23 protein-coding genes are annotated in these 26,016 nt (G+C 71.9%); 16 read left to right on the top strand and 7 right to left on the bottom strand.

Annotated elements, in window-relative coordinates:
- Positions 1-26 precede the first annotated feature (26 nt).
- Entirely contained in the window at positions 27-938 is a 912-nt protein-coding gene (locus C8K30_RS20980) for an alpha/beta fold hydrolase (RefSeq protein ID WP_108494846.1), read from the top strand.
- 12 nt (positions 939-950) lie between these two features.
- Here C8K30_RS20980 and C8K30_RS20985 read toward each other — a convergent pair whose 3' ends face one another.
- From C8K30_RS20985 to C8K30_RS21000, 4 genes are all read right to left on the bottom strand, one after another.
- Positions 951-1,337 carry a hypothetical protein gene (locus tag C8K30_RS20985; RefSeq protein WP_108494847.1) on the bottom strand — a complete coding sequence of 129 codons (387 nt, stop codon included), beginning with the start codon at positions 1,335-1,337 and terminating at the stop codon, positions 951-953.
- Positions 1,338-1,426: 89 nt separating this feature from the next.
- Positions 1,427-2,506, bottom strand: coding sequence for a bifunctional 2-polyprenyl-6-hydroxyphenol methylase/3-demethylubiquinol 3-O-methyltransferase UbiG (locus C8K30_RS20990; RefSeq protein ID WP_108494848.1), 1,080 nt, complete (start codon positions 2,504-2,506; stop codon positions 1,427-1,429).
- A gap of 190 nt (positions 2,507-2,696) precedes the next feature.
- Positions 2,697-4,310, bottom strand: coding sequence for an alpha/beta hydrolase (locus C8K30_RS20995; RefSeq protein WP_108494849.1), 1,614 nt, complete (start codon positions 4,308-4,310; stop codon positions 2,697-2,699).
- A gap of 176 nt (positions 4,311-4,486) precedes the next feature.
- Entirely contained in the window at positions 4,487-5,428 is a 942-nt protein-coding gene (locus C8K30_RS21000) for a LysR family transcriptional regulator (RefSeq protein WP_199230614.1), read from the bottom strand.
- A 71-nt stretch (positions 5,429-5,499) separates the two neighbouring features.
- On the opposite strand from C8K30_RS21000, the gene C8K30_RS21005 reads away from it, so the two are divergent.
- A complete protein-coding gene (locus tag C8K30_RS21005) occupies positions 5,500-6,444 on the top strand; it encodes an EamA family transporter (protein ID WP_108494850.1) in 945 nt (314 codons plus the stop codon).
- Here C8K30_RS21005 and C8K30_RS21010 read toward each other — a convergent pair.
- Positions 6,441-7,385, bottom strand: coding sequence for a phosphotransferase family protein (locus tag C8K30_RS21010; protein WP_108494851.1), 945 nt, complete (start codon positions 7,383-7,385; stop codon positions 6,441-6,443). The genes C8K30_RS21005 and C8K30_RS21010 overlap by 4 nt on opposite strands.
- Before the next feature lie 21 nt (positions 7,386-7,406).
- Positions 7,407-8,582 carry a MarP family serine protease gene (locus tag C8K30_RS21015; protein WP_108494852.1) on the bottom strand — a complete coding sequence of 392 codons (1,176 nt, stop codon included), beginning with the start codon at positions 8,580-8,582 and terminating at the stop codon, positions 7,407-7,409.
- Positions 8,583-8,780: 198 nt separating this feature from the next.
- On the opposite strand from C8K30_RS21015, the gene C8K30_RS21020 reads away from it, so the two are divergent.
- Positions 8,781-10,190 carry a sensor histidine kinase gene (locus tag C8K30_RS21020; RefSeq protein ID WP_108494853.1) on the top strand — a complete coding sequence of 470 codons (1,410 nt, stop codon included), beginning with the start codon at positions 8,781-8,783 and terminating at the stop codon, positions 10,188-10,190.
- The gene (locus C8K30_RS21025; RefSeq protein ID WP_108494854.1) at positions 10,187-10,855 is read left to right on the top strand and encodes a response regulator transcription factor; all 669 of its coding nucleotides are present in this window, start codon (positions 10,187-10,189) and stop codon (positions 10,853-10,855) included. The genes C8K30_RS21020 and C8K30_RS21025 overlap by 4 nt, the downstream gene beginning before the upstream one ends.
- A gap of 134 nt (positions 10,856-10,989) precedes the next feature.
- Here C8K30_RS21025 and C8K30_RS21030 read toward each other — a convergent pair whose 3' ends face one another.
- Positions 10,990-11,679: a FadR/GntR family transcriptional regulator gene (locus tag C8K30_RS21030; protein WP_108494855.1), complete on the bottom strand. Its 690-nt coding sequence runs from the start codon at positions 11,677-11,679 to the stop codon at positions 10,990-10,992.
- 147 nt (positions 11,680-11,826) lie between these two features.
- Here C8K30_RS21030 and C8K30_RS21035 point away from each other — a divergent pair, with 147 nt between their 5' ends.
- From C8K30_RS21035 to C8K30_RS21090, 12 genes are all read left to right on the top strand, one after another.
- Positions 11,827-13,194 (top strand): aminotransferase class V-fold PLP-dependent enzyme, encoded by a 1,368-nt coding sequence (locus tag C8K30_RS21035; protein WP_108494856.1) that lies wholly within the window; start codon positions 11,827-11,829, stop codon positions 13,192-13,194.
- Between the two features lie 148 nt (positions 13,195-13,342).
- Positions 13,343-14,662 carry a sugar ABC transporter substrate-binding protein gene (locus C8K30_RS21040; RefSeq protein WP_108494857.1) on the top strand — a complete coding sequence of 440 codons (1,320 nt, stop codon included), beginning with the start codon at positions 13,343-13,345 and terminating at the stop codon, positions 14,660-14,662.
- A 1-nt stretch (position 14,663) separates the two neighbouring features.
- A complete protein-coding gene (locus tag C8K30_RS21045; protein WP_233257326.1) occupies positions 14,664-15,650 on the top strand; it encodes a carbohydrate ABC transporter permease in 987 nt (328 codons plus the stop codon).
- Positions 15,647-16,540 (top strand): carbohydrate ABC transporter permease, encoded by an 894-nt coding sequence (locus C8K30_RS21050; protein WP_233257327.1) that lies wholly within the window; start codon positions 15,647-15,649, stop codon positions 16,538-16,540. Before C8K30_RS21045 ends, C8K30_RS21050 begins: the two co-directional genes overlap by 4 nt.
- Before the next feature lie 126 nt (positions 16,541-16,666).
- On the top strand, positions 16,667-17,824 hold the full coding sequence (locus C8K30_RS21055) for a hypothetical protein (protein WP_199230615.1): 1,158 nt from the start codon (positions 16,667-16,669) through the stop codon (positions 17,822-17,824).
- A gap of 53 nt (positions 17,825-17,877) precedes the next feature.
- Positions 17,878-18,981, top strand: a complete 1,104-nt coding sequence (locus tag C8K30_RS21060) for a hypothetical protein (RefSeq protein ID WP_199230616.1) — start codon at positions 17,878-17,880, stop codon at positions 18,979-18,981.
- Positions 18,978-19,457: a hypothetical protein gene (locus C8K30_RS21065; RefSeq protein ID WP_108494858.1), complete on the top strand. Its 480-nt coding sequence runs from the start codon at positions 18,978-18,980 to the stop codon at positions 19,455-19,457. The genes C8K30_RS21060 and C8K30_RS21065 overlap by 4 nt, the downstream gene beginning before the upstream one ends.
- Entirely contained in the window at positions 19,454-20,851 is a 1,398-nt protein-coding gene (locus C8K30_RS21070; RefSeq protein ID WP_108494859.1) for a hypothetical protein, read from the top strand. Before C8K30_RS21065 ends, C8K30_RS21070 begins: the two co-directional genes overlap by 4 nt.
- A 203-nt stretch (positions 20,852-21,054) precedes the next feature.
- A complete protein-coding gene (locus tag C8K30_RS21075; RefSeq protein ID WP_108494860.1) occupies positions 21,055-22,395 on the top strand; it encodes a glycoside hydrolase family 16 protein in 1,341 nt (446 codons plus the stop codon).
- A 157-nt stretch (positions 22,396-22,552) separates the two neighbouring features.
- Positions 22,553-23,131, top strand: coding sequence for a SigE family RNA polymerase sigma factor (locus tag C8K30_RS21080; protein ID WP_108494861.1), 579 nt, complete (start codon positions 22,553-22,555; stop codon positions 23,129-23,131).
- Positions 23,128-23,901: a hypothetical protein gene (locus C8K30_RS21085; protein WP_108494862.1), complete on the top strand. Its 774-nt coding sequence runs from the start codon at positions 23,128-23,130 to the stop codon at positions 23,899-23,901. Before C8K30_RS21080 ends, C8K30_RS21085 begins: the two co-directional genes overlap by 4 nt.
- A gap of 168 nt (positions 23,902-24,069) precedes the next feature.
- On the top strand, positions 24,070-26,010 hold the full coding sequence (locus C8K30_RS21090; RefSeq protein WP_233257328.1) for a serine/threonine-protein kinase: 1,941 nt from the start codon (positions 24,070-24,072) through the stop codon (positions 26,008-26,010).
- Positions 26,011-26,016: the final 6 nt, after the last annotated feature.

The following is a 26,016-nucleotide window of genomic DNA, read 5'->3' on the forward strand; positions in this document are numbered from 1 at the left end:
ATATTCGCCGCGCGAAGGTGGTCGCCATGTCCACGCCCGAGCCTCGCATCACCCGTTCCGTCGGCGCCTCGACGTGGTCGCCGCCGCTGCCTGAGGCCCCCGGCTTCGACCATCTTGTCGTCGAGACGCCTGGCCTGCGCACTCACGTCGCCGCCATCGGCGAGGGCGAACCGGTCGTGCTGTTGCACGGATTTCCCGAGCACTGGTGGCAGTGGCACGCGATAGCGCCGGTCATCGCCGCGGGCGGCTACCGCGTCATCTGCCCCGATCTGCGCGGGGCAGGCTGGACCGTGGCCGACGACCCGCGTATCGAACGTGAGTCCCGGCTCCGCGACCTGCTCGCGCTCCTGGACGTCCTCCACATCGAGCGCGTCCACCTCGTCTCCCACGACATGGGCGCGATCACCGCGATGCAGCTGACCTACGACCACCCCGAGCGGGTTCGAACGGCAGTGCAGCTCTCCGTGCCGCCGGGCTTCATGCGGTTCAGCCCGAAGCTCCTCCCGGGCTTCGAGCACCTGCCCGGTTTCGTCTGGCACCGCCCGGGCGCCTCTCTGCGCGGAGTCTTCTCCGAGCGGTACGTCGCGCGTCCGATGTCGGAGGCAACCGTCGAAGCCCACCTCGCCCCGATGCGTCGACCCGACATCGACGGCGCGGTGCGGCCGCTCTGCCGCCGCATGGTCCTGGCCGAAGCCATGCGCCTGATGCGCGGCGTCTACCGCCGTCGTCGGCTCACGGTGCCGACCCTCGTCGTTTTCGGCCGTCGCGACCGCCCCTGGACCGAGGAGATCATGGGGCGCGTCTGCCGCGATCCGGAGCGGTACGCCGATCGCGTCGAGTTCGCCTACGTGGACGACGCGGCGCACTTCATGACCGACGACGCCCCGGCCGCGGTCGCCGACCTCTCGCTCGACTGGTTCAGCAGGCCCGTGTTGTGATCGCCTCGGGGGTCAATCTCGGTTTCGTACCAGGCCGCGAGTCACCGCGGTGACGATCGTGCCGCCCACGAGCGTGCCGACCAGGACGAGCACTGCTCCGACCACCCAGAGCCCGGAGTCGTCCTCGGACGAGGCCTGGATCGTCCAGGCCGCGGTGAAAGGCAGGCTGACTCCGAGCACCGCGAGCCACGCCGGGAGCAGCAGGGCGCCGACCACCACCAGCCCGACGAGCACGACGACGCACGCGATCACCTGGGGCGCCTCGTAGGGCCCGGTGGTGGTTCCGGTAGCGGCGTCGACCTCACGGGTCGTGTCCCGGCCGAGGGTCCACCAGGTCGCCGTCGTCAGTGCCGCAATGATGAACGTGACGAGAGCAATGATGTAGTTGTTTCGCACCATGGCCCCAATAGTGCACTGTTGCGGAGCACGTCCGTTCGAGGTCTCCGGCCTGCTCGGGTTCGTGGGCGTTGGCCGGATCGGAGAGGTTCTTACCTGATCTGGTAGAAGCGGAAGAACGAGAAGTCCGTGATCGGCAGGACCTCGAACTCCGTGAAACCGGCGGCCTCGGCGTACTGCCCCAAGCGGGCGGGGCGCATCACGGTCCCGGTGGCCACGCTCGGACTGCTGGAGCGGCCGTCGGGCAGGCAGACGAAGAGGCTGAAGCCGTACATCATGCGCTCGAGCTCGTCGCCATCCGGCGCGAACGACTCGGCCACTGCTTCGTCCATCACGATCAGCGGAGCGCCGGGGGCCAGCGACTTCCGGACTGCTGCGAGCACGTCGACCGGCCGGGGCATGTCGTGGACGCACTCGAAGGCGAAGGCCACGTCATACTGATCGGCCGGAAGCTCGGCGGCGTCACCGTGGGAGAACCGGACTCGGTCGGCGACGCCGGCGGCCTGGGCATTCTCGGTCGCCATCGCCACCGACGGCGCGTCGATGTCGATCCCGTGGATGGCGGCGGTGGGGTACGCCCGGCTCAGCGCGATGCTCGACCAGCCACCGCCGCAGCCGACGTCGAGGACGCGGGTGCCGGAACGCGAGAGCTGCCCGTGCAGGTCCTCGACGCCGGCGAGCGCATCGGCCAGCCGGTGCTCGAACCACGGCCGGTTCGCGTCTGCCTGCCCCTCGCGTGCGTGATCGCCGAGCTCGTTCCAGCTGACCCCGTCGCCGGTGCGGTAGGCCTCCAGAAGCTGGGGGAGGGCAGGGCCGACGGCGCCGAACATCCGGCCGACGGGCGCCATGAAGTTGAGGCTGTGCTGGTTGGTCAGGACCTCTGCGGTGCCCGGTGGGATGCTGAAGACGCGTTCGTCGGCGGCGCCGTCCGAGTCGAGGTGCAGCAGGCCGGTGACGGCTTGCTGCTCCAGCCACTCGCGGGCGTAGCGGGTATCCGTGCCGGTGCGTTTGGCCAGCTCGGGCGGTGTCGCGGGACCGTCGTCGGCCAGCGAGCGGTACCAGCCCAGGCGGTCGCCCAGGAACGTCGACATCAGGTCGACGGTGCCGAGGACGGCGCCGAAGAGGCGTTCCGCGACCGCGTCGGCCGAAGCCGCGTCCGTGCTGGGGTCCATTCCTCCACCGTCCGCCTGTCGAGCCCGTGGCACCACCCCGAGAGCGGGGGATCTTTCGGATCGGCGGTGCGCCGTCACTGTCGACGATGTCTCGGCTCAACGGTGTCGTGCCAGCACACCCTCGGTCCACCGAACGAAAGACCGCGGGACATCGTCGGCAGATGCCCCGCGTCTTTCATCCGCTAGCTGCTCACCAACCCAGCTTGGCGAGGGTCTCGGCCCGCTCCCGCTGGGCCGCGCGGTCCAGGGCGAGGCCCGACGTCGTCGACGCCGCGCAGAAGACGTCGGAGTCCGGCAGGTCGCCGTCGAGGAGGAAGCGCGTGGTGGTGTTCAGCGCACACGGGTTGTCGTCGTACACGTAGACGCCGTGCCCGCCGGCGTCGACGCTGACCAGGCGGGCCCGGTCGCCGAACGCCTCGCGAGCGATCTCCGCGCCCAGGTGCGGGGTGGCAGGGTCGCGCAGGTTCTGCAGCACGAGGACGTTCTGCGGGCCCTCGTCGTTGATCTCCACCGGCGGGTCGACCGGGTCGTTGGGCCAGAAGGCGCACGGCGTGATGTTCGCGGACGCCGCGCCGAACAGCGGGAAGCGCTCGCGGTCGGCGGCGACGTCGCGCTGGTAGGTCTGCACGTCCTCCGGCCAGTCGGTGTCGTTGCACGTGACCGCCAGGAACGACGAGGAGGCGTTGTCGTAGGGCGACGGGGTCGCCGCACCCGACCTCTGCTCGACGACGGTGGCCGGCACGCCGGGCACCGGGAGCTGCAGCTTCTCCGCCGCACGGAGCGCGGCCTCGACGTCGCCGTCGTTCACCGACTGCCAGACCTGTGCGACCGAAGCGAAGCTGCGGTCCTTGTAGAGCCCGGCGAACACGTAGAGCCGGAAGGTTGCACCGTTGAGCTCGCCGACCGGGTGGCGATCGAGGTGGTCCGCCAGCGCGAGGTAGTTCTCTCGCACCTGGCCGGGGGTCCGGCCGAGCCCGTAGCTCTCGTGCCGTTCGGCCGCCCACGTGGCGAAGTCGGGGAACCGGACCTCCAGGCCGAGCGCGAACCGGCGCATGCTGTCGCGGTCGAGCGAGGTCGCACCGAGGTTGCTGTCGATCACCATCCGGTCGCTCTGCTCGGGGAACAGCGAGGCGTAGGCCGAGCCGAGCGCGCTGCCGTACGAGGCGCCGTAGAAGCTGAGCTGGTCCTCGCCGAGCAGCTCCCGGATCAGGTCCATGTCGCGGGCGGTGTTGGCAGTGGTCATGTGCCGCATGCGGCCCTCGGTGTCGTGGGCGGCGCACTGGTCGGCGATCTCCTTCGCCTGCTTGGCCTGCTCGACGACGGCCGCCTCGTCCGGCGCGTACGGCGGGATGTTGCCCGGGTAGCCCTGCTCGACCGTGAAGCCGCAGCTCACCGGCGACGAGTGGCCGACCCCGCGGGGGTCCATGCCGATCAGGTCGTAGGCGTCCAGGACGCTGCTCGGTATCCCCAGGCTGGTCAGGTCGGCCGGCTGGGCCAGGCCGGCACCACCGGGTCCGCCCGGGTTGAGCAGCAGCACGCCCTGCCGTTCCGCAGGGTTGGTGCTGGCCAGCCGGGAGATCATCACCTCGATCTGCGTGCCGTCAGGATCGTCGTAGTCCAGCGGCACGGGCACGGTCGCGCACTCCAGCGGCACCGCCGTCACCACGTCGTCCGGACACGCCCCCCAGTCCGGTCCGCTCGTCCGTGCGGCATCGCCCGCTGCCGGCGCGGCCAGCAGCGCCCCGGCGATCCCGGCCACCGCTGTCAGGGTCAGGCCGCGCCTGACCATCCATCGTGTCTTCATCTCGCACCCCTCGTGTCGCTTGCGTTCGGCACGTGCGAGACCCACTCCAGACCGTGTCCCAAGGGCACGGTCAAACGTTGCGGGTATGACGGCGGTCACACTCCATCGGTTGTGCCGCGACAAGGAGGTTGCCTGCGGCGCCATCGTGCTCTACGGCACCATGCCCGGAGTCGTCCTCAGCCGACGACGTCCCGGGCCGCCGCTCGCAACGCGTCCAGCACCGTCCGGACCGCGAGCCGTTCGGCCCGGTCGGGTCGCAGGATCGCGACGATCCACCGCGCCGCGTCCATGCCGTGCACGGGACGCAGGGTGAGGCCGGCGCCGGGCGTGGTGCTGTACCGCGGCAGGACGGCGACGCGATCACTCGCGGCGACGAGGGCCTCGATCAGCCGGTTGTCGCGCAGGCGCTGGACCACCCGGACCGGAGTTCCGGCCGCGGTCTCGACGGCGATGCGCAGGTCGTCGAACGGGTAGCCGAGCGGCACGCCGTACCACTCGTGGCGCACGACGTCCCGGGCGGTGACCCTTGCCTTGGCCGCGAGGGCGTGGTCCGCCCGCATGGCGATGTCGAGGGGCTCGCGGAGCAGGGCGGCGGTGACCAGGTGACCTGCTCCGGCGGGCACGGGACCGGTGAAGCTGTGGCCGACGACGATGTCGTGGTCGGCGACCATCCCGGAGTACTCCGACTCGGCGATGTCCACGTCGATGCACTCGAGGTGCACCGCCGTATCCGTCAGCCGGTCCAGCACCCCGGGCAGCAGGATCGTCGCCGCGCTCGGCAGCGCCGCCATGCGGACGGTGCCGGACGCCGAGCCCAGATACTCGTCCCACCTCGCCTGCACCTGGGCGACCGCCCGCGCGAGGTCGCGGCCGCCGTCGGCCAGGAGCAGGCCTGCCTCGGTGAGCCGGACGCCTCGGCCGTGGGGCTCGACGAGCGGGATGCCGCCCAGCTCGCGCTGAGCCGTGCGGAGCTGCTGCGACACGGCCGACGGCGTGCGATGGGTCGCCTCGGCGACGGCGGTCACCGAGCCACGGTCGGCGAGCTCGCGGAGCAGGTCGAGGTGGCGAGGGTCCACGCGGGACAGGTCGTGACCGCGCCGACGAGGCTCTGCGTCCATGAAGGCAACCTACAAGGAAGTGTAGAAAGTTTCGCTTGTCCTTCAGAACGGCCGCCACGCAGACTCGGGGCATGCCGATCACGCACCGCCTGCTCGCCGTGTCCGTCGCGGTCATGTGGGGACTCAACTTCATCGCAATCGACGCCTCTCTCGGTCAGTTCCCGCCGTTCCTGCTCGCGGCGCTGCGGTTCGCGATCATCGCCGTGCCGACCGTGCTGCTCGTACCCCGTCCGCAGGTGCCGGTGCGCTGGCTGCTGGGCTACGGGATCGGCTTCGGGACCCTGCAGTTCCTGTTCCTGTACTGGGGGATGGCGGTCGGCATGCCGGCCGGGCTGGCGTCGTTGGTGCTGCAGTCGTCGGCGCCGTTCACGGTTCTGCTCGGCGCGGTCGTGTTCCGGGACCGGGTGTCCGCGAGGCAGCTCGTGGGGCTGGGCGTCGCGACCCTGGGGCTCGCCGTCGTGGGCTGGTCCCAGGCGCAGGCCGCGGCGTTCGCGCCGTTCCTGCTGGTGCTGGCCGGCGGGTTCGGCTGGGCGATCGGCAACGTGTCCAACGCCCGGGCCAAGGCGTCGAACCCGCTGCACCTCACGCTGTGGATGTCGGTGGTGCCGCCCGTGCCGATGGCGCTGCTGTCGCTGGTCGTGGAAGGGCCGGACGCCGTGGTCCGGTCGTTCGCACCGGGGCCGCACATGATCCCGGCGCTGCTGGGGCTCGCCTACACCGTGCTGATCGGGACACTGGCCGGGTCCGGGGTCTGGACGTGGCTGATGGCCCGGCACCCCGCCGGGATGGTCGCGCCGTTCTCGATGCTGGTCCCTGTGGTGGGGCTCAGCGCGTCAGCGGTGCTGCTCGACGAGAAGGTCGGCGCGGCGACCGTGCTCGGCGCCGCGCTGGTCATCGCCGGGGTGCTCTGGGGCGCGCGGCGGAAGGTCCCGACCCCGACCCCGACCCCGACCCCGACCCCGACCCTGGTAGCGCCAGGGGGAGTCTGGACACGCATCGAGGAGACGCGACCCTAGCGAAGGGTGTTCAGTTCGTCGAGGGCGCGATGGCCGCGCTTGACCACCCCCGGAACGGCATCGTGGCGCCCGTCACGGATGGGGATCTCGAGCATGTGGAGGACATGCGACGCTGCGAGCATTGCCGCCCCCTCCCAGCCGACCAGGTCGAGGACTCTCGTCCACAGCCGCCTTCGGACATCGCCCAGCAGCGGATCCTGGAAGGTGTACCACGCGAGGGCGGTGAGATCGATCGCCCGTGTGCCGCTACCTGCGTTCCCGATATCCACGACCGCCACCACCGCTCCGTCGCGGACCAGGACATTGCCGGGGGTCGCGAGATCGGCATGGACCATGTCAGGTGCCGCTCGTGGTGGCGGGGCGTCGGCACACCCGAGCCGCAGGCGTTCGACCAGGGCCGACACCTCGGAGGAGTACCCCGAGAGCCCGGCTATGGACTGGCGCAGACGGGACTGCTCGGCCGTCTCGTTGCGATCCGGTCCGGCGCCGGCCGGTTGCTGACCGGTGGCGACCCGCCAGGCGTACGACCAGTGGTCATAGGGCTCGGAGGCCTGGCCGGCCTGGAGCTCGATGATCTCCATCAGCTGGTCGACGAGCGACGGGGTCAGCTGTGGCGCGGAAGCCGCGTCGACGAAGTCCATCAGCTGCCATACATGAGTGGCTGTGGCCCCCACTCCGAGCCAGGCCGGGGTGGGATAGCCGCGTCTTCGCATGTGCTCGACCACCCTCTGGGCTCGCAACGTCTCGTCCAGGTGGCCGGGGTGCGCCCGGGGCACTGCTTTGAGAACTGCATCTGCCCCTCCGGTCAGCCGGACGCGCGTGGCGCCCCCGTTGATGCCTCCGGCTAGGCGGCTGAGAAGAGTGACCTCTGCCCCGACCACACTGGCCACGTCGTCCAAGACCTCGGCCGGCAGCTCTTCGGGATCGGTGCCCTGGTTCATGATGCAGATCGTGCCACCCGCTCAGGCGGCAGTACACCGCCCCGACGACACCGCCTCGTCCATCCCGCCGGCCCCCTCCGCAACCGGCCGCAGCTCCGCATTGGTCATCGCGAACCCGACCTCGACATCGGCGTCCGCACGAGCGAAGATCACGCCCGCAACCCGCCCATCAGTAGTCAGCAGCGGCCCACCCGAGTTCCCCGGCCGTACCTCCGCAGCTAGGGAGTACACCTCCCGAGGCGCGGACCCGGTGTCGTAGACATTGGGCACGGGCGCGCCACTCACGCCGAGCACCCCAGCGCTCACGGACGTGAACGGCCCCCCGTACGGATAGCCCATGACTACGGCCCGGTCGCCCACCGAGAGCGTCGGCGCCAGACCGAGCGGGTCCGCATCCAGCCCGTCAACGGCAATGACGGCAAGGTCGTCCACGGGGTCGAAGTACACCACCCGCCCCTCCCGCGCCGACCGGTCAGGCAGCTCCACAACAGGCCGGTCCACCCCCGCCACGACGTGCGCGTTCGTCACGAGCCGGTCAGGCGCCACGACAAACCCCGACCCCGTCGAGCTCTTCCCGCACGCGTACGCGATGCCCGAGATCCGCGCCACCGACTGCGCCGACGCCTCGAGCTGGTCGTTGTCGAGGTCGACGGCGGGCGCGACCGGGTCCTGCCGCGGCACGAGCATGATGTTCAGCCGGGGCAGGCCGTCGTCGAGCACCATCGCGCGCATCTGGGCGAGGGGCCGGCCCACGGTGGGCGGCGTCAGGTCCTCGATGGTGCGCAGGACGGCGGACGACGACACCGCCGAGGCGACGCCGGGCGTGCCCGTGGCACTGACCGCGTTGCCGACGAACGAGAGCGCGAGGGCCGCGACCACCACGTTCGCCACGCCGCCGAGGAGTCGTTCGAGCGGCCGCAGCGACGTGCGGTCCACGCCCTGGCGCAGGTCCCGGCCCAGCCCGGCCCCGAGGGACGCGCCGGCCAGCGGCAGCAGGATGGCCACTGCTATGGACACCGGGCCGCGCCACTGGGAGGAGGGCAGCGCGTCGTTGATCGCGGGGACCGCCCAGAAGGCCGCGAGGCCGCCGAGGATGAGGCCGATCAGGCCGCCGAGCGTGGCCAGCAGGCCCCGGCTCAGCCCGGCGGCGAGGGCCATGAGCAGCACCACGAGGAGCACGAGGTCGATGACGGTCACGAGAGCTCCTCCGGGGGCGACAGGCGGTCGAACGGCTGACGAGACGAGAAAACGGCTGACCGGACGAGATGACGGTAAGCGCTGAACCTGTATGCATTGACCCGCCACCCGGCTCCGTCACCCGATCCGCAGATTTGCCGTCAGAAGTTCACAGATGCTTTCGGGGTTCTTTCTGCGCGGGCTGGCTACTATCACTCGATGACGACCGGCCGAGCGGTGACGAGCGGCGCGGCGGCGAGCGGCGCGGCGAAGCCAGGGGCGCGACTGCCGACCGTGGTTGGCAGATCCGACTTCCTGTGGACGGCCGCCGTCTCGATGCTGGCGGCGTTCGCGATGATCGCCCTGGCGGTGGAGGCGAACCACTCCGGCGTGGGCCCCTTCATGGCCTACGTGGTGAGCTCGGTGTCCTGCGCGGCGCTGCCCCTCGCGCTTCGTCATCCGATCATCGCGACAGTGGTGCAGTGCGCCGCGACCGCGACGCTCGACCTCGCCGGGGCCGGGCACGCGGCGACCGAACCGTTTCCCACGATGACGATCTGCGTCCTGGTGGCCCACGTCGCCCTGATCGCCCTGCGACACAGCTGGCGGATCGCGGTCGGAGCGTGGTGGACGCTCGCCGGTGTCTCCGTTCTGCTGGTCGCCCTCGCCGGAGCCGAGGGCAAGCAGACGCCCTACGACGAGACCCTGGCCCTGGTCGTCCTCGGATCGAGTTCCCTGATCGCCCTGATCGGCGGGATCACCTACCAGTACCGGCTGCGGATCCGCGGCAAGCTGGCCGCGGCCCAGCGCGACGTCGAGATCGAGCAGGAACGGCGGACGCTCGTGGAGGAGCGCACCCGCATCGCACGGGAGCTGCACGACGTCGTGGCCCACAGCATGTCCGTGATCCACATGCAGGCGACCTCGGCGCCCTATCGCCTCCCGGACGTGGACCCGCGGACCCGCGAGGAGTTCACGACCATCGCGGCGGCGGCCCGGGGCGCGCTCGGCGAGATGCGCCAGCTCCTGGGCGTGCTGCGCGCGACCGACGTCGAGCCCGAGACCGAGCCGGCGCCGGGCCTGACCCAGCTGCCGGAGCTCGTCGAGGCCACCAGCCGGTACGGCGGACCGGTCACCCTGGTCGTCGAGCCGGCGGCGGCACAGGTGCCCGACACGGTCGGCACCACCGTCTACCGGATCGTCCAGGAGGCGCTCAGCAACGTGGTCCGGCACGCTCCCGGCGCGTCGGCGACGGTGCGAGTCACCCGGCAAGGAGCCGAGCTGATCGTCACGATCGTCAACACTCCGGTTGCCCCGGGCAGCAATGGTCGGGGCGTCGCTGGGAGCGTGGAGCCGCTCGACGACCCGCGGCGGCCGCAGCTCGGCGTGACCGGCATGCGGGAGCGCGTCGCCCGCCTGGGCGGCGGCTTCTCCCACGGCCCCGAGGCCGACGGAGGGTTTCGCGTCACGGCGCGCCTCCCGCTCCCGGTGCCAGACGACGGCGGGGACCCCGCCGAGGACGACGACGCCGGGGCCGGCCCACCCGACGATGATGCCGGGCGCCACGCCGAGCACGCCGCCGAGGATCATGCCGAGCACCATGCCGAGGACGGGAGCCGCGCCGGATGATCAATGTCCTGGTTGTCGACGACCAGCCGATGATCCGGGTGGGTATCCGGGCGATCCTCGACTCCTACGACGACATCACCGTCACCGGTGACGCAGCGGACGGCCGGGACGCCGTCCGGCAGGCGCGGGAGCTGCGGCCCGACGTCGTCCTGATGGACGTGCGGATGCCGGTGCTCGACGGCCTTGCCGCCACCCGCGAGCTGCTCGACCCGGAGCAGGACCGGCCCGACCGCCCGCGGGTCATGATGCTGACCACCTTCGACGCCGACCACTACGTGTACGAGGCGCTGCGGGCGGGCGCCAGCGGGTTCCTGCTCAAGGACTCCAGCCCCGACGAGCTCGCGGTTGCGGTCCGCGTCGTGGCCGCGGGGGAGGCGCTGCTCGCCCCGGTGATCACCCAGCGGCTGATCGAGCGGTTCGTCGAGGCCGCGCCGCGAGACCCGGCGGCGCACCCCCTGCTGCGGAGCCTGACCGACCGCGAGCGGGAGGTGCTCACGCTGATCAGCCGCGGGCTGTCCAACGGGGAGATCGCCGGGTCCCTGGTCATCAGCGAGCAGACCGTCAAGTCGCACGTCAGCAAGATCCTGCAGAAGCTCGGCCTGCGCGACCGGGTGCAGGCCGTCGTCTTCGGCTACGAGAACGGGCTCGTCGTCCCGGGGCGGTAGCCACCTCGGCGGGGTGTCCGTGCGAGGCGGTCAGGCGCCATCCTTGAGCGGGGTGCCCAGGCGGGGTACTCAAGCGGGGTGCTCAGGCGAAGCGCTCAAGCGGGGTGCTTGAGCGGCGTGCTCAAGCGAGGTGATCAGCCGATGGCCTCCGGAGCCGGGCGGCGCTCGCGGAGCCACACCTCGCTCTGCGTGACGTGCGCCGCGGCCGCAACGGACGCGGCGACGGGGTCGCGCGACGTCAGGCCGCGCAGGATCGCCCGGTGGCCGGCGTCGGAGACGCGCTTGGTCTCCGGGGTGAGGACCGGGTAGGCGCGCGAGCGCGAGCGCAGCACCGACACCATCGACCCGAGCGACTCGTTGCCGCAGAGCCGCACGATGCCCATGTGGAACTCGTGGTCGAGCGCCGACTGCTCGTCGACGTCCTCGGTCGCCTCCAGCCGGTCGAGGAGATCGCCGAGGGTGGCGAGCGTCGCGTCGTCGCAGCGTGCGGCCGAGAGGGCGACGGCGTGCGCCTCGAGCACCCGGCGCAGCTCGTAGAGCTCCAGGACCGACTCCAGCGGGAGCAGCCCGACGGTGAGGGAGAGCGTCCGGATCATGTCGGCCGCGCGCAGCTCGCCGACGAAGGTGCCCGCGCCCCGGCGGGTCTCGACGACGCCGAGCGCCGAGAGGGTGCGGATCGCCTCGCGGATCGAGCCGCGTGAGACGCCGAGCTGCTCGCTCAGGACTCCCTCGCTGGGCATCCGGTCGCCCGGATGGAGCGAGCCGTCGGCGATCAGGGTACGCAGCCCGTGCAGGGCCGTCTCAACTGCGCTCACCTCGTGCATCACTCCAGGATGTCAGGTCGTCGGGGACAAGGCGGATGTTTCGCGGCAGTAAAACCTGTCCTACAAGTATGTGCATTCTCTTGGCGAACCCTAGTCGCAGGACCCTCGGACTGCCATGGTTGTCCGACAACTTCGAGGGAGTCGCCGATGGACCAGCTCCGCACAGCGCCAGCGCCAGCTCCAGCGCCAGCTCCAGCGCCAGCGCCAGTTCAAGCACCAGGGCCGACGCCGGCGCCCGTCCGGCTCGCGTCCGGGGGACGGGCGCGGGATGCGTGGCCGCTGGACGAGACGGTCGTCCACCTCAACCACGGCTCCTACGGCGCCGTGCCCACCGAGGTGGTGCGCCGGCAGGAGGAGCTGCGCCGGCAGGCCGACCTGAACCCCGTCGCCTGGTTCCCCCGTCAGCCCGAGCTCGTCGCCGCGGCCCGCCGCGAGGTAGCGCCCTTCGTCGGCGCCCGCGCCGAGGACACGGCCTTCGTGCCGAACGCCTCCGCGGCGGCGACCGTCGTCTACAACAGCCTGCGGCTGGAGCCGGGCGACGAGATCCTCGTCAGCGACCACGGGTACGGCGCGGTCACCATGGGCGCTCGCCGGCTGGCACGGCGCTTCGGCGCCCGGGTGCGGACGGTCGCCGTCCCGCTCGCCGCGTCGGCCGACGAGGTCACCGAGCGGTTCCGGGAGGAGCTGACCGACGCCGTGCGCCTGGTCGTCGTCGACCAGATCACCTCGCCAACCGCCCGCCTGCTCCCGACCGCGCGGATCGCCGAGGCCGCGCGGGAGCGCGGCGCCCGTGTCCTCGTGGACGGGGCGCACGCGCCCGGCCTCGTGGCGGACGCCGCGGCCGTCGCCGGCGCGGACTGGTGGTTCGGCAACCTGCACAAGTGGCCGTGCGCACCGCGCGGCGCGGCCCTGCTGGTCGCGGGGCCGGTCGCGGGGCCGGTCGTGGGACCGGCCGCGGGGGCGTCCGCGGGGGCGTCCGCGGCGGCAGCCGAGGGGGTCGTCGCGGGGGCCGCCGACCGCGACGAGCTGTGGCCGCTCATCGACTCGTGGGGCGCCGACCAGCCCTACCCCGAGCGGTTCGACACGCAGGGCACCCTCGACGCGACCGCCTACATCGCGGCGCCCGACGCCATCAACTTCATCGAGCGCCAGCACGGCTGGGCACGGGCGCGCGAGACCATGTCGGCGCTCGCGGACCACGGCGCGGCAGTTGTCGCGGAGGCGCTCCAGCCCTACGTCGACGCCCCGGTGCGCACCGACGTCGGCATGCCCGTGCCGTCGATGCGCCTGCTCCGCCTGCCCGAGGGGCTCGGGCGGGACCGCACGGACGCCGACGAGCTGCGGCTGCGGCTGCTCGACCTGGCCGGCGTCGAGACGGCCTTCACGAGCGTCGAGGGCGTTGGCTACCTGCGCCTGTCGGTGCACCTGTACACCGAGCCGAGCGACTTCGAGGCGTTCGTCGAACGTGCGCTTCCCCAGCTCCTCGCGTTCGCCCACGAACGCAAACCCACATGACGACCGCCTGTCGACCACGCGCTTGCTGCGGGAACCGGCCCCGGACCCGGCACTAACCGCGTGGTCAATCGGCGCTCGCCCGCAGCCGAACGAACCCGCCAGCACCCGAACGACGAGAACGAACCAACAGAGAAGGAGAGGTGCGCACATGACCCGCACCCGTAGCCAGACCCGCACCCGCATCGCCGCCGCGAGCACCGCCGTGGCCGGCCTGCTCGCGCTCACCGCCTGCACCGGGGCCGGAGCCGCACAGGACGGCACGGTCAACCTGCAGATGGTCGAGAGCCTGACGAACCCGGCCCGGACCGAGCTCATCCGTGAGCTCCTGGACGAGTTCGAGGCGGAGAACCCCGGCGTCACCGTCGACCTCGTCTCACCGCCCACCGACCAGGCCGACCCGAAGATCCAGCAGATGCTCCAGGCGGGCACCGGCGTCGACGTCCTGGAGGTGCGCGACAGCACCGTCGGGGCGTTCAGCAACAACGGCTGGCTCTACGACCTGTCGGACGACGTCACCGGCTGGCCGGGCTGGGACGACCTCACCGACAACGCGCAGGCGGTCACCGAGGAGGACGGCGCCCGCTACTACGTGCCGTACGGCTTCTACGGGCTGTCGCTGTTCTACCGCACCGACCTCGTCGAGGAGGCGGGCTTCGACGGCCCGCCGGCGTCGTGGGAGGAGCTGCTGGAGCAGGCCTCCGCCATCCAGGACCCGCAGCAGAACACCTACGGTTACGCGTTCCGGGGCGGCCTGAACGGGTTCGGCAACGTCGTCGCCGCCATCGAGGCGTACACGATCGACGACCTCGACGTGGAGGACGCGTTCCGGCTGGAGGACGGGTCGACGATCTTCGCGGCCCCCGAGGCGCAGGATGCCGTCGACACGTACTTCGCGCTGTTCGAGCAGGCGTCGCCGCCGTCGGCCGTCTCCTGGGGCTACCCCGAGATGGTGGAGGGCTTCACCAACGGGTCGACGGCGTTCCTGCTGCAGGACCCGGAGGTCATCGCCACGGTGGCGCAGTCGACGACGATCACCGAGGACCAGTGGTCCACCGCCCCGCTGCTGACCGGCCCGACGGGCAAGGCGGCGCAGCCGCTCGCGACCGCGGGCTGGGGAGTGGCCGAGGCCAGCGAGCACCAGGAGGAGGCGATCAAGCTCGTCGAGTTCCTCTCGGGCGCGGAGCCCGCCACCCGGTTCGCGCAGGAGAACAGCCTCGTCCCGATCATCGACGGCGCAGGTGAGGACCCGTTCTACTCCGAGGGCCCGTGGTCGAGCTACGTCACCATGACCGAGGACCCGGACACGTACGTCAACGTGGTGCAGCCGCGGGGCGTGAGCTGGTGGACCGAGTGGGGGCAGAAGGCGGACCAGGACGTGCAGGCGGTCCTGCTCGGCGACATGACGACGAGCGAGCTGCTCGACTCGTGGGACGCCTACTGGACCGAGAAGTACGCCGCGGAGGAGTGACGTGACCGCCACGACCTTCGGCTCTGACGGGGCGCGCGCGGAGCAGGCGCGCGCCCGGCGGGCGCGCGGGGGCCAGGCGCGCGCACCGCGTGAGCGCCTGCGCCGCAAGTCCTTCGGGCGACGGCACGCGCTGACGATCCTCGGCTTCCTGCTGCCCGCGATCGTCTTCGTGTGCTGGTTCACGTACTTCCCGATGCTGCAGGGCGCCCACATGGCCTTCCGCGACTGGAACCTGTGGGACCTGACCTCGACACCCTGGGTGGGGCTGGCGAACTTCGCCACGATCCTGAGCGACCCGGTCTTTCCGGTGGTCGCGGGCAACACGGCGGTGTGGGTGGTCGGTTCGATAGTTCCGCAGCTCGTGATCGGGTTCCTCGTCGCGCTGGCGCTCTGGCGCCGGTTCCGCCTGCGCGGGCTCTACCAGGCGCTCGTGTTCTACCCGTGGGCCGTGTCGGGATTCCTCGTCGGGATGCTGTTCCGCTGGATGTTCAACGCCGAGTTCGGCGTGGTCAACGACCTGCTGATGAAGGCGGGCGCCATCGAGGCGCCCCTGCCGTGGCTGGCCGAGCCGGGCCTGGCCATGGTCGCCGTGATCATGGCCAACGTCTGGTACGGGGTGACGTTCTTCGCGATCATGATCCTCGCGGCCCTCCAGTCGGTGCCCGACGAGGTGCTGGAGGCCGCCGCCATCGACGGGGCGGGCACGGTGCGCCGGCTCTTCTCCATAGTCATCCCGTACATCTGGACGACGCTCGCGCTGACCGTGCTGCTCCGCGTGATCTGGACGTTCAACTCGCCCGAGATCATCTACGCAATGACCGGCGGCGGTCCCGCCGGCCGGACCCACATCATCACCACGTGGATGATCCAGTACACGCAGCAGGGCAGCTACGGCCTGGCGAGCGCGATCGGGCTGGCCGTCATGGCCGTCCTGTTCGTGTTCTGCGCGTTCTACCTGATGGCGATGAGGCGGGTGAACGAGCGATGACCGAGACACTGACTGCCGCACCGACCCGGCAGGTCGTCCCGACGGCGGCCCGACGGCGTCCGTCCCGGGTGACGGCCGGCGGCGTGGCCAGGGTCGTGGGGCTCACGCTGTGGCTGGTCGTCACGCTGTTCCCGCTCTACTGGATCGCCCTGACCTCGTTCAAGTCGCCGGGGTCGATCAACCGCTGGCCGCTCGAGTACTGGCCGTCCGAACCCTCGATCGACAACTACACGGACCTGTTCGCCACCTCGAGCTTCGCGACGTTCGTCGGCAACTCGCTGGTGGTGGCGCTCGTCGCCGGTGCGACGTCGACCCTCATCGCGCTGCTCAGCGCCTACGTCCTGGCCCGGTTCGAGTTCCGGGGCAAGGGCGCTGTGCTCGGGGCGTTCCTGCTCACGCAGATGATCCCGGCGTTCATCGCGCTCGGGCCGCTGTACGCGATGCTCGCCGACCTCGGCCTGGTCGACACGAAGCCAGGGCTCGCCCTCGTCTACGTGGCGATGTGCATCCCGTTCTCCACGGTGATGCTGCGCGGGTTCTTCGAGAACGTGCCCGACTCGCTGGAGGAGGCAGCGATGATCGACGGGTGCTCCCGCCTCGGCGCGCTGTTCCGCGTGCTCGTGCCGGTGATGGTCCCGGGGATCGTCGCCGCCTTCATCTTCAACTTCGTGAACTGCTGGAACGAGCTGTTCCTGTCCGTCGTGCTGATGAACTCCGACGCCAACAAGACCATCCCGGCCGCGCTCAACGGCTTCATCTCGACGTTCAACATCGCGTGGGGCCCGATGTCGGCCGCCGCCGTGCTGACGATCCTGCCGACCATGCTGCTGTTCGCCCTCGCGAGCCGGTGGATCGTCGAGGGCCTGACGGCGGGAGCCGTCAAGGAGTAGGACGAAAGATGGTCCTCGGGTAGGGGTCGGATGGTCCTTTCGAGGGACGCGGGTGCAGGGCCCGGCTCCATACGTTTCTGGTGATCACCCACCGAGCGCCAGAAACGACCAGAGGGAGCCACCTCGATGTCCAGGTCCCGGCCCACTGCCCGGAACACCGAGATCCAGTCCGGCACCGACCCGGCACCGATCACCCCCGCTCCAGCAGCGTTCAGCGCCCGCGAGCGCTGGACGCTGCTGGGGGCGAGCCTGTGGCTGGTGGCCGGGCTGCAGCTCGACGCCTTCGCCCACGCCACCATCCCCGACCTCGAGACGTTCTGGACGCCGTGGCACGCCGTGATGTACTCCGGCATCGCGGCCTGCGGCGTCACCCTGCTCTGGCTCCTGCGCTCGCGGCTGCCCGAGGTCGTGACCTACCGCAGCCTCCTGCGCGAGACCCCCAGCGCCCTGCGGCTGCCGGGCATCGGGATGGGCCTGCTGCTGGTCGGCGGCGGCATCGACACCCTGTGGCACAACCTGTTCGGCATCGAGCGGGGCCTCGAGATCTTCTTCAGCCCCAGCCACTACTTCATCATCGCGGGCATGGTCCTGGTGGCCTCCGGCCCGGCGCTGATGCTCGCCGCGTCGTCGCCGTCCTCGGAGCGGCGGATCCGGGGCGGCGACGCGGTCACGATGGTCGTCTCGGCCGTGCTGGCCGCGATCCCCGTGCACATCTACACCCTGCACGCTTCGGCGATATGGGGCCCGCAGCTCGGCACGGGCGAGCCGGAGCCGAACACCTTCTCCCTGGACGCCCAGATGCTGCACGGCTACGTCGGCAGCACGGTCCTGCTGCTGGTTCCCGTCCTCCTGCTCGCCCGGCGCTGGCAGCTCCCGGTCGGGGCGCCCACGGCACTGATCGCGATCCCGGCGTTCATGATGAACGTGGTCTTCGGCGACGGCGTCGGCATCTGGCTGCCGATCACCCTCACGGCCGCCGCCGTGGTCACCGAGCTGGTGGCACGCGCACTCGCACCCCGGTTCCGGCTCCTCACCCCTGACACGCGCTGGATGGTGCTGGGGACGCTCGCGCCGATGGCGGTGTGGGGCGTCGTGCTCGGCGTCAGCCCGGTGGTGGACGACGGGGTCTCGTGGAACCTGCACCTGATCACCGGCCTCCTGGCCCTCGTGGGCATCACCGGCGCCGGCACCGCTTTCGTCGTCCGCCGGATCCAGGTCGCGCCCGCACAGGGGCCGACGGCGGCAGCGCCGACGACGCCGGACCTGGCCGCGACGGCGCAATGAGGGTGCTCCGCCGGGGGGTGAGTGTTCCCGCCCTGACTCTGCTCCGCAGGGGGGTGAGAGCTGTCGTCCTGACTCTGCTCGGCCGGCGGGCGAGCGCCGTCGTCCTGACGACGCTCCTGACCGTGGTCATGCTGCTGGGCGCGACCTCCCCGGCGTCGGCGCACGCCGGCGGCCTGAGCCCCACCGGCGTGCGCGGCGACGTCGTCGCCGTGACGCCGGAGGTGCCCGGGCTGACCATCACCGCCATCGAGGACGGCGCGCGGCTGCTCGTCCGCAACAACACCGGAGTGCCCGTCGAGATCCAGGCCGTCGGCACCTCGACCGGCGACGACTCTTCCGGCGACAGCCCGGCCGGCGAGGGCCAGGCTCGCGCGGTGACCGTGCCGGACGGGGACTCGTTCACCTGGATCGACGGCCGGGCCACCACCCTGGAACGGGATCTCGGGTTGGCCCGGACGGCCACGTGGTCGGTGCCCATGACCGTTGGCGGCGTGCCGGTGACCGTCACTGGCCAGTTGGTCGCCGAGGACCCGCCGAATCCCCTGGGATGGTGGGCGCTCGCGGCCGGAATCGCGGCCGCCGTGATCGTCCTGGCCCGGCGGACCCGGCGGCCCAACGTGCTCCTGGCCGTCGCCGGTCTGGTCACCGTCGTAGCCTCGCTGGTCCACGTCGTCGGCGCGACCCTCGCCGTGGAGTCCGCGCCGCTGTGGGGGACCTTCCTCGACGCGACCGGGATCGGGCTGCTCGTCTGGCCCCTGGTCGTGGTCGCCGCGATCGCCGCGCTGCGCGGCAGCGCCGGAGGCGTGCTGGGGGTCTGCGCCGGCGCCGGCCTGAGCGTGGTCTTCATCCTGCCCGACGTCACCGTCTTCCACTTCGCCGTACTACCCGTCGCTGGCCCGGCCGAGCTCGAACGGTTCCTCGTCGCCCTGGTGCTCGGCGCCGGGATCGCCTCGGCCGTCGCCGGAGCGGGAGCGCTGCGGGCGCTCGCGGCCCGCGCCCAGCCCGCCCCTGGGACCACGCCACTGACTCGCCGTGCCAGCTCCACCGAGTCAGGTGCGTGGTCCGACCAGTCCACTGACTCGCCGGACGTGGCGCGGCGAGTCAGTGAGCCGGTCCAAGATTCCGGCTCCGCACTATCCGAGAGCGAGAAACCATGACTCGAAAGATCGCCCGCGCCCGGCTCCTTGTCACCGGTGTGGTCACCGGTGCAGTGGTCGCGGCCGCGCTCACCGGATGTACCGCGGTCGAGCCACCGACGGGCGAGGCACCTGCGGGGGAGTCGCCGTCGGCCACGGCTGCGTCGTCCGAGGAAGCGCCTTCGGCAGACCCCGCGCCCGTGGAAGGCTGCACCGGCGCGCTCGCCACCGACGTCCCGCCCATCGAGGTCGACGTGCGGGTCGCCGACGGCGCCGTCGAGCCGGCACCGGACCGGATCGACGTCCCGGCAGGCACCACCGTCGTCCTCCGGGTCGAGGCGGACGCTCCGGCCGAGGTGCACGTGCACGGCTACGACGTGGCGGCCGAGGCCGCGCCGGGCGAGCCGGCCTGCCTCGAGGTCCTCGCCGACACCCCCGGCGTGTACGACGTCGAGGCCCACCCGGAGACGCTGCTGCTCCAGCTCGCCGTCCGGTGACCCCGCGCTACGCGCCGCTCGCGGCCCACGGGGTCGGGAGCTCGCAGGACCTCCCGCTACCGTTCGACCTGGTCCTCCAGGCGGGCGCGGTGACGGTGGTCGTGTCGTTCCTCGCGATCTCGATCCTCTGGCGGGTCCCGCGGGCGGGCGCCGTCCGGCACCTGCCCGCTGGGTGGGACGCACTGCTGCGCTCGCGATGGTGGCGAATTCCTCTCCGGACGGCCGTGCTCGCGCTGGCGCTCTACGTCGTGGGCAACGCGCTGTTCGGCCCGGCCGGCGAGGACAACCCCGCCGCGCACCTGGTGTTCGTCTGGCTCTGGGTCGGCCTCGTCCCCATGAGCATCCTGTTCGGGCCGGTGTGGCGCGGGCTCAACCCGCTGCGCACGCTGCATGCCATCCTGTGCCGGATTCTCCGGATTCCCGTCACGGGCCTTCGGCCCGGCGCCGGGTCCGCTGCCGGGCAGGACGCCAGGCACGAAGCCGGGTCCGCTGCCGGGCAGGACGCCGGGCACGAAGCCGGGTCCGCTGGCGGGCGCGTCGCCAGGTCCGCCGTCGGACGGGGCATCGGCCGGACCGGACACTGGCCCGCCGCCGTCGCGCTGCTGGCGTTCGTATGGCTGGAGCTGGTCGCGCCGGACCGCACCGACCCGCGCCTGATCGGCGTCTGGCTGAGCGCGTACGCCTTGGTGCAGCTCGGCTTCGGGCTGGTGCGCGGCGAGCAATGGTTCGCACGCGGCGACGCGTTCGAGATGTACTCCGAGCTCGCCGGGCGCATGAGCGTCCTGGGCACTGACGACGACGGCCGGTTCGTCCTGCGCTCGCCACTGGCCGCCCTCACCACGGTGGCCCACCCCAGGGGCACGACGGCGTTCGTGGCGGTGTGGTGGGGCTCGACCATCTTCGACAGCGCGTCCGGCTCGCCGGTCTGGGCGGGCTTCGTGCAGTCGACCGGGGCGCCCGAGCTCGTCTCGACGGCCGGGCTGGTGGGCGTCTGCCTGCTGGTGGCGGGCAGCCTCTGGTGGACCATGCGCCGGGCCGACATCGCGCTGCCCCTCGTCCCGATCGCCGCGGGCTACACGCTCGCGCACTACGCGTCCCTGCTGATCGTGGAGGGGCCGCGCGGGCTGCAGCTGCTCGTGCAGCCGTGGGTCCAGCAGCCGGGTACAGCGGGTTCGGCAGGGCCGGTGATCGTGCCGGACCCCGCGGCCATCGCCGTCGTCCAGGTTGCGTGCATCGTCGTCGGCCACCTGGTGGGGGTGCTCGCGGCGCACGACCGTGCGCTGCGGGCCGCGCCCGGACGGCAGCACACCCTGGTGATCGCGGACGAGCTGCCCGGCGTGCTGCTGATGGTGGGCTACACCTGGGCGGGGCTGTTCCTGCTCTTCGCGGCCTGAGATGGGGAAAACCCGTATGTCCGTGACCACCCGTTGTGCGCGCATACCCGCCGAATGTACGGTCCGTTAACAATAATTCTGCCCGGGTTCACCCGGGCTGTCCGCCCGGGCGCCGCCGCCGGGCCATCAGCGCGAATGGCACAGCGATGACCGCCGGGCAGTCCCGCCCGCGCGGGTCGGCTTTACGTCGAGGGAGCACCCCGATGCGTCGTGTACACAGATCACGCACCCCCAGAACCCTGGTCACGGCGGCTGCCGCGGTGACGCTTGTCCTGTCCGCCTCGCTCGTCGCCTCGGCGGCAGCCCCGAAGGCGCCCGACGTCGGCGCGGTCCCGGCTGCGCAGGACGCCGCCGTCGGCGCCCGGAACGCCTCGACCGCTCAGAACGCCTCCACCGCACAGAACGCCTCCACCGCACAGGACGCCGCCGTCGCCGCCCTGACCTGGTCGGACGAGTTCAACGGCGCCGCGGGCAGCGCGCCGAACGCCGCCAACTGGAACCTGGAGACGGGTGGCGGCGGCTGGGGCAACAACGAGCTGCAGACCTACACCAGCTCGCGGAACAACTCGGCCCTGGACGGCAACGGCAACCTCGTCATCACGGCCCGCCAGGAGGGCGGCGGCTACACGTCCGCGCGGATGACGACCAAGGGCAAGGTGCAGCCGCAGTACGGGCACCTGGAGGCGCGGATCAAGATCCCGCGCGGCCAGGGCATCTGGCCGGCGTTCTGGATGCTCGGGGGCCAGTTCCCGGGCACGCCGTGGCCGAGCTCGGGCGAGATCGACATCATGGAGAACATCGGCCGAGAGCCACACCTGGTGCACGGCACCCTGCACGGCCCGGGCTACTCGGGCGCCAACCCGATCACCGGGTCGTACCAGCACCCGCAGGGCTGGTCGTTCGCCGACGACTTCCACACCTTCGCCATCGACTGGAGCCCCAACTCCATCACGTGGCTCGTGGACGGCGTCGCCTACCAGACCTTCACCAACGCGAACACCGGCGGCAACCAGTGGGTGTTCAACCAGCCGTTCTTCTTCATCCTGAACGTCGCCGTCGGCGGCAACTGGCCCGGGTACCCCGACGGGACCACCCAGTTCCCGCAGCAGATGGTCGTCGACTACGTCCGCGTCTACGACTCCACCGGCGGCGGAGGCGGCGGGACCGGCACGGTCACCGCGAGCAATGGGATCTGCCTCGACGTCGCGGGCGCCGCGACGGCCAACGGCACGCCCATCCAGCTCGCCAACTGCAACGGGAACCAGGCTCAGCAGTGGACCGTCGGCTCGGACGGCACGCTCCGGGCGCTCGGCAAGTGCCTCGACGTGTCCGGCGGCGGCACCGCTGCGGGCACCGCCGTCCAGCTCTGGGACTGCAACGGGACCGGCGCCCAGCAGTGGAGCCACACGAGCGGCACCCAGGCGCTGCGCAACCCGCAGTCCGGGCGCTGCCTGCAGCCCGTGGGCCGCGTGCAGACCGACGGCACGCGGACGGAGATCGCCGACTGCGACGGGAGCGCCGTCCAGCGCTGGGTCCTGCCCTGACGCCGCGCGGCCCCGCTGCGGGTTTCCGTTCCTGAGGCATGCGGTGCGCTGCGGCGCACCGCATGCCTGGCGTTGGGGCATGCCTGGCGCCGGCGCATGACAACCTTCTGGCCCGCCACTGCGTGGTGGACAGTATGAAGATGAACGGCGACCAGCCATGAGCGGCGAGCCGGCCGGCCCAGGGATCGGCGCCGAGGCAAGGCCACAGCCCGACGACACCGCGCGCTTCCGGATCGAGCTGACCGGCACGCACGACGAACAGTTCGTCTCGTTCGTCACCGCCTGCGGCCCGTACCTGCTGCGCACCGCGGTGCTGCTGTGCGGAGACGCGCTCCGGGCGGAGGAGCTGGTTCAGGCGACCTTCGAGCGCACCTACCGCTCGTGGGCCAAGGCCCGCGACCGCGATCCGCTCGCCTATGCGCGCCGCACGCTGGTCAACCTGCGGATCGACTCCTGGCGGCGCACCGGCAGCGAGGTGCTCTCCGCCCCGGACGAGCTACCCGTGACCAGCGCCCCCGACCACGCCGGCGCCGTCGCCGCGCACAACGTGGTGGTCCGCGCCCTGATCCAGCTGCCGCTGGCGCAGCGTCGCGTCGTCGTGCTGCGCCACCTGCTCGACCTCACCGAGGCCGACACCGCCGGCGAGCTCGGCATATCCGTCGGCACGGTCAAGTCCCACAATGCGCGCGGCCTCGCCCGCCTGCGACAGATCTTCGCTGAGGGAGAGCGGCCATGAGCACCCAGACCGACCAGTTCGACGACGTCGTCGCGCGGCTTCGCGCGCAGGCCCCGGACCTCCCGGCCACCGGACCCGACGCCGCGGTGACGCTCGCCCGGTCCCGGCGCCGGCTGCGCGCCCGGCGCGTCCGGCAGGTCACCGGGGGGCTGTTGGGCGGGGCCGCTGCCCTCCTCGTGGCGGGCATCGCCGTCGGACCGGTGGACCTGCCCGGCGGCGGCACGTTCGTGATGCCGGGCGGGTACGAGGCGCGCGAGCTCCTGGGCGAGCCGCCCGTGCACTCGCGCGAGCAGATGCTCGAGGACGTCGCGGCGCTCGAGTCCGAGGTGGTGCCCGTCGCCGAGGACGTCGAGCTGTCCTTCTACCTCGAGGAGTTCAACGGTGTCATCGCGGGTACGCAGCCGTGCCACGTCCTGGAGACGACGCGCGGGACGTTCCGCACACCGCACGACGAGAACGCGAGCTGCAGCAACCCCGACGAGAACTTCCCGTTCGACGCCGTCGCGCAGGCCCAGTTCGACGGGATCAAGGCGGCGCTCGGACGCACCGGTACCGACATCCACCGGATCACGGACAGGCAGGACCTCAGGGGAGGTGCGCCCACCGGGCTCCACTTCCAGCTCGACGACAGCTCGTGGCAGTGGAACTGGGACTACGTCTACCGGCCCGAGGGGCTCCCGGAGGACGGCACGGTCGATGGCCCGATCGGCACCACCACCTACACGCACATCACCGGAGACTGGTGGTTCATGCATGAACCGGACGACTGACCCGCCCGCCGTCGTCGTGGTGCTGCGCCGCCCTACAAAGGCTGCATCAGTACAAAAGGTGCAATAGCATCGCGCCCAAACGAGCCGGCACCGGACGGTCTTCGAGGGGCGGGGCAACAGGTGGGCAGGGTCAGCGCAGGGGACGAGATCGCTGGTCGGTATCGGCTGGTGCAGCCGCTCGGGTCCGGCGGTCAGGGCGAGGTCTGGGAGGCCACGAGCCTGACCGTGAGCACGCTGCGGGTCGCGCTGAAGCGCGTGCACCAGGAGGACGACGGCGCGCGGCGTGCCCTGGAGGAGGCGGAGAAGCTCGCCCGGGTGCGGCACGCGAACGTGGTGTCGGTGCACGACGTCGTCGCCGACGGCGACGACCACTGGATCGTGATGGGCTACGTGGCCGGTGAGCCGCTGGGACAGCTCGGGAAGATCACCGTCGAGGACGCCGCGGCCTATGGCGCGCAGCTCGCGGACGGGCTGATCGCCGTGCACGCCCAGGACCTGCTGCATCGTGATGTGACGCCGGCGAACGTGATAGTGGCGGACGGCGTGGCCACGCTGATCGACTTCGGCATAGCGCACAGCGTCGCGGACGCGGACACGGCGACCAGCGGGGCGCGCGTGACCGGGACGCCGGGGTATCTGGCGCCCGAGATGCTCGTCCCGGACACGCAGTACCGCCGTCCGGCGGACGTGTTCGGGCTGGGCGCCACGCTGTACCGGGCGCTGGAGGGGACCTCGCCGTTCGGCGAGGGGAGCGACGCGCAGCTCTTCGCCCGGACCGAGCGCGACGACGTGCGCCAGCCGCGTCGTGCGGGCGCGATGTCGGGTGTGCTGATGCGCATGCTCGACAAGAACCCGCGCGGACGGCCGGCGCTCGAGGCAGTTCGTGACGAGCTGAGGAGCATCGCCGGCGGGAACGGGCCGCTCCCGCCCCCTCCGGGGCCCAAGGGCGGACGGCGCACGCGGGTGCTCGTCGCGGCGGCCTGCGCGGCAGTGCTCGTGGTCGCCGGTGCGCTGTACTCGTGGAACGCGTTCGGGCCGCCCTCCGACGGACCGGACCAGGCCGAGGGCACCGAGGCCCCGGCGGCCGACCCGAGCCGGACCGGTCTCGACGCGCAGCCGAAGTCCACGCCGCAGGCCAAGGCCACCGCGACTCCGGAGGCGACCGAGCCCGAGCCCACACCTACGCCGACGCCGGACGAGAAGGCCGGCGGGTCGGACGGCGGCGGCAACGACGGCGGGGAACCGCCGGTCGTCGCGGCGCCGATCCAGTTCCCGGACAAGTCCGCCGACGCCGCTCGCGAGGCGTCCTGGGACCCGTGCAAGCTGCTGGGCGGCGGGGCGCTCGACCGGTTCGGCACCTCACGGACGGACAGCGACCGCGACGTCTTCCAGATGTGCACCGTGACGGTCTCGAACGGCTCTTCGCTCAGCGAGGTCGAGCTGACGATGTTCACCGGCGAGGACCCGGACGGGAGCGGGTCGGACCAGGGCGGCGGCGTGACGCTCTACTCGTCCGACGGCGGCGCCGAGTGTTCCCGCGACGTCGTCTTCGGCGCGGGCGGCCGGTACACCCTGTCCTTCGAGGCGAAGCAGGTGGAGGGCTCCGGCGCGGACCTGTGCGGGATGGCCGGGTCCGTCGCGGACCGGGCAGTCTCCCTGGTCAAGGCCGACGAGATCCCGGTCCGCACGGCGCTCCCGCTGCCCGGCTCCGTCATCACGCGCAGCACGTGCCCCCTGCCGTCGGACGACGCCCTGCGCGCGGCCCTCGGCGTCGACGACCTGGTGGGCCCGGGGCGGGAGTTCGCCGAGTGGGACTGCAACTGGGACGGCGACGAGGGCCGCTACCTGCGGATCATGTTCCAGCGGGACGAGGGGTACGCGCCGGGGGAGAGCACCGAGCACTCCCTGTCCGGGTACACCGCCTACGAGCGAGGCGACGCCTGGGAAGAGGGGTGCCTGGTCGACGTCGTCGCCCAGGAGGGGGCCAGCCCCGAGGGCGACGGCACGGTGACCGAGCTGCTGCGCGTGCACCTCACGGGCGAGAGCGACCAGGACACGCTGTGCGACGCCGCGGTGGCCGTGGCGCGGTCCGCGGCGGCGGCGCTGTAGTCCGGC

Origin of the sequence: Promicromonospora sp. AC04 (assembly GCF_003058225.1) — a bacterium.
Lineage (GTDB): Bacteria > Actinomycetota > Actinomycetes > Actinomycetales > Cellulomonadaceae > Promicromonospora.

Bases quoted from the DNA above. Each gene is read 5' to 3' on its own strand.
- C8K30_RS20980 (WP_108494846.1), top strand. From the start codon at position 27: ATGTCCACGCCCGAGCCTCGCATCACCCGTTCCGTCGGCGCCTCGACG.
- C8K30_RS20985 (WP_108494847.1), bottom strand. From the start codon at position 1,337: ATGGTGCGAAACAACTACATCATTGCTCTCGTCACGTTCATCATTGCG.
- C8K30_RS20990 (WP_108494848.1), bottom strand. From the start codon at position 2,506: ATGGACCCCAGCACGGACGCGGCTTCGGCCGACGCGGTCGCGGAACGC.
- C8K30_RS20995 (WP_108494849.1), bottom strand. From the start codon at position 4,310: ATGAAGACACGATGGATGGTCAGGCGCGGCCTGACCCTGACAGCGGTG.
- C8K30_RS21000 (WP_199230614.1), bottom strand. From the start codon at position 5,428: ATGGACGCAGAGCCTCGTCGGCGCGGTCACGACCTGTCCCGCGTGGAC.
- C8K30_RS21005 (WP_108494850.1), top strand. From the start codon at position 5,500: ATGCCGATCACGCACCGCCTGCTCGCCGTGTCCGTCGCGGTCATGTGG.
- C8K30_RS21010 (WP_108494851.1), bottom strand. From the start codon at position 7,385: ATGAACCAGGGCACCGATCCCGAAGAGCTGCCGGCCGAGGTCTTGGAC.
- C8K30_RS21020 (WP_108494853.1), top strand. From the start codon at position 8,781: ATGACGACCGGCCGAGCGGTGACGAGCGGCGCGGCGGCGAGCGGCGCG.
- C8K30_RS21025 (WP_108494854.1), top strand. From the start codon at position 10,187: ATGATCAATGTCCTGGTTGTCGACGACCAGCCGATGATCCGGGTGGGT.
- C8K30_RS21030 (WP_108494855.1), bottom strand. From the start codon at position 11,679: ATGCACGAGGTGAGCGCAGTTGAGACGGCCCTGCACGGGCTGCGTACC.
- C8K30_RS21035 (WP_108494856.1), top strand. From the start codon at position 11,827: ATGGACCAGCTCCGCACAGCGCCAGCGCCAGCTCCAGCGCCAGCTCCA.
- C8K30_RS21040 (WP_108494857.1), top strand. From the start codon at position 13,343: ATGACCCGCACCCGTAGCCAGACCCGCACCCGCATCGCCGCCGCGAGC.
- C8K30_RS21050 (WP_233257327.1), top strand. From the start codon at position 15,647: ATGACCGAGACACTGACTGCCGCACCGACCCGGCAGGTCGTCCCGACG.
- C8K30_RS21055 (WP_199230615.1), top strand. From the start codon at position 16,667: ATGTCCAGGTCCCGGCCCACTGCCCGGAACACCGAGATCCAGTCCGGC.
- C8K30_RS21065 (WP_108494858.1), top strand. From the start codon at position 18,978: ATGACTCGAAAGATCGCCCGCGCCCGGCTCCTTGTCACCGGTGTGGTC.
- C8K30_RS21075 (WP_108494860.1), top strand. From the start codon at position 21,055: ATGCGTCGTGTACACAGATCACGCACCCCCAGAACCCTGGTCACGGCG.
- C8K30_RS21080 (WP_108494861.1), top strand. From the start codon at position 22,553: ATGAGCGGCGAGCCGGCCGGCCCAGGGATCGGCGCCGAGGCAAGGCCA.
- C8K30_RS21085 (WP_108494862.1), top strand. From the start codon at position 23,128: ATGAGCACCCAGACCGACCAGTTCGACGACGTCGTCGCGCGGCTTCGC.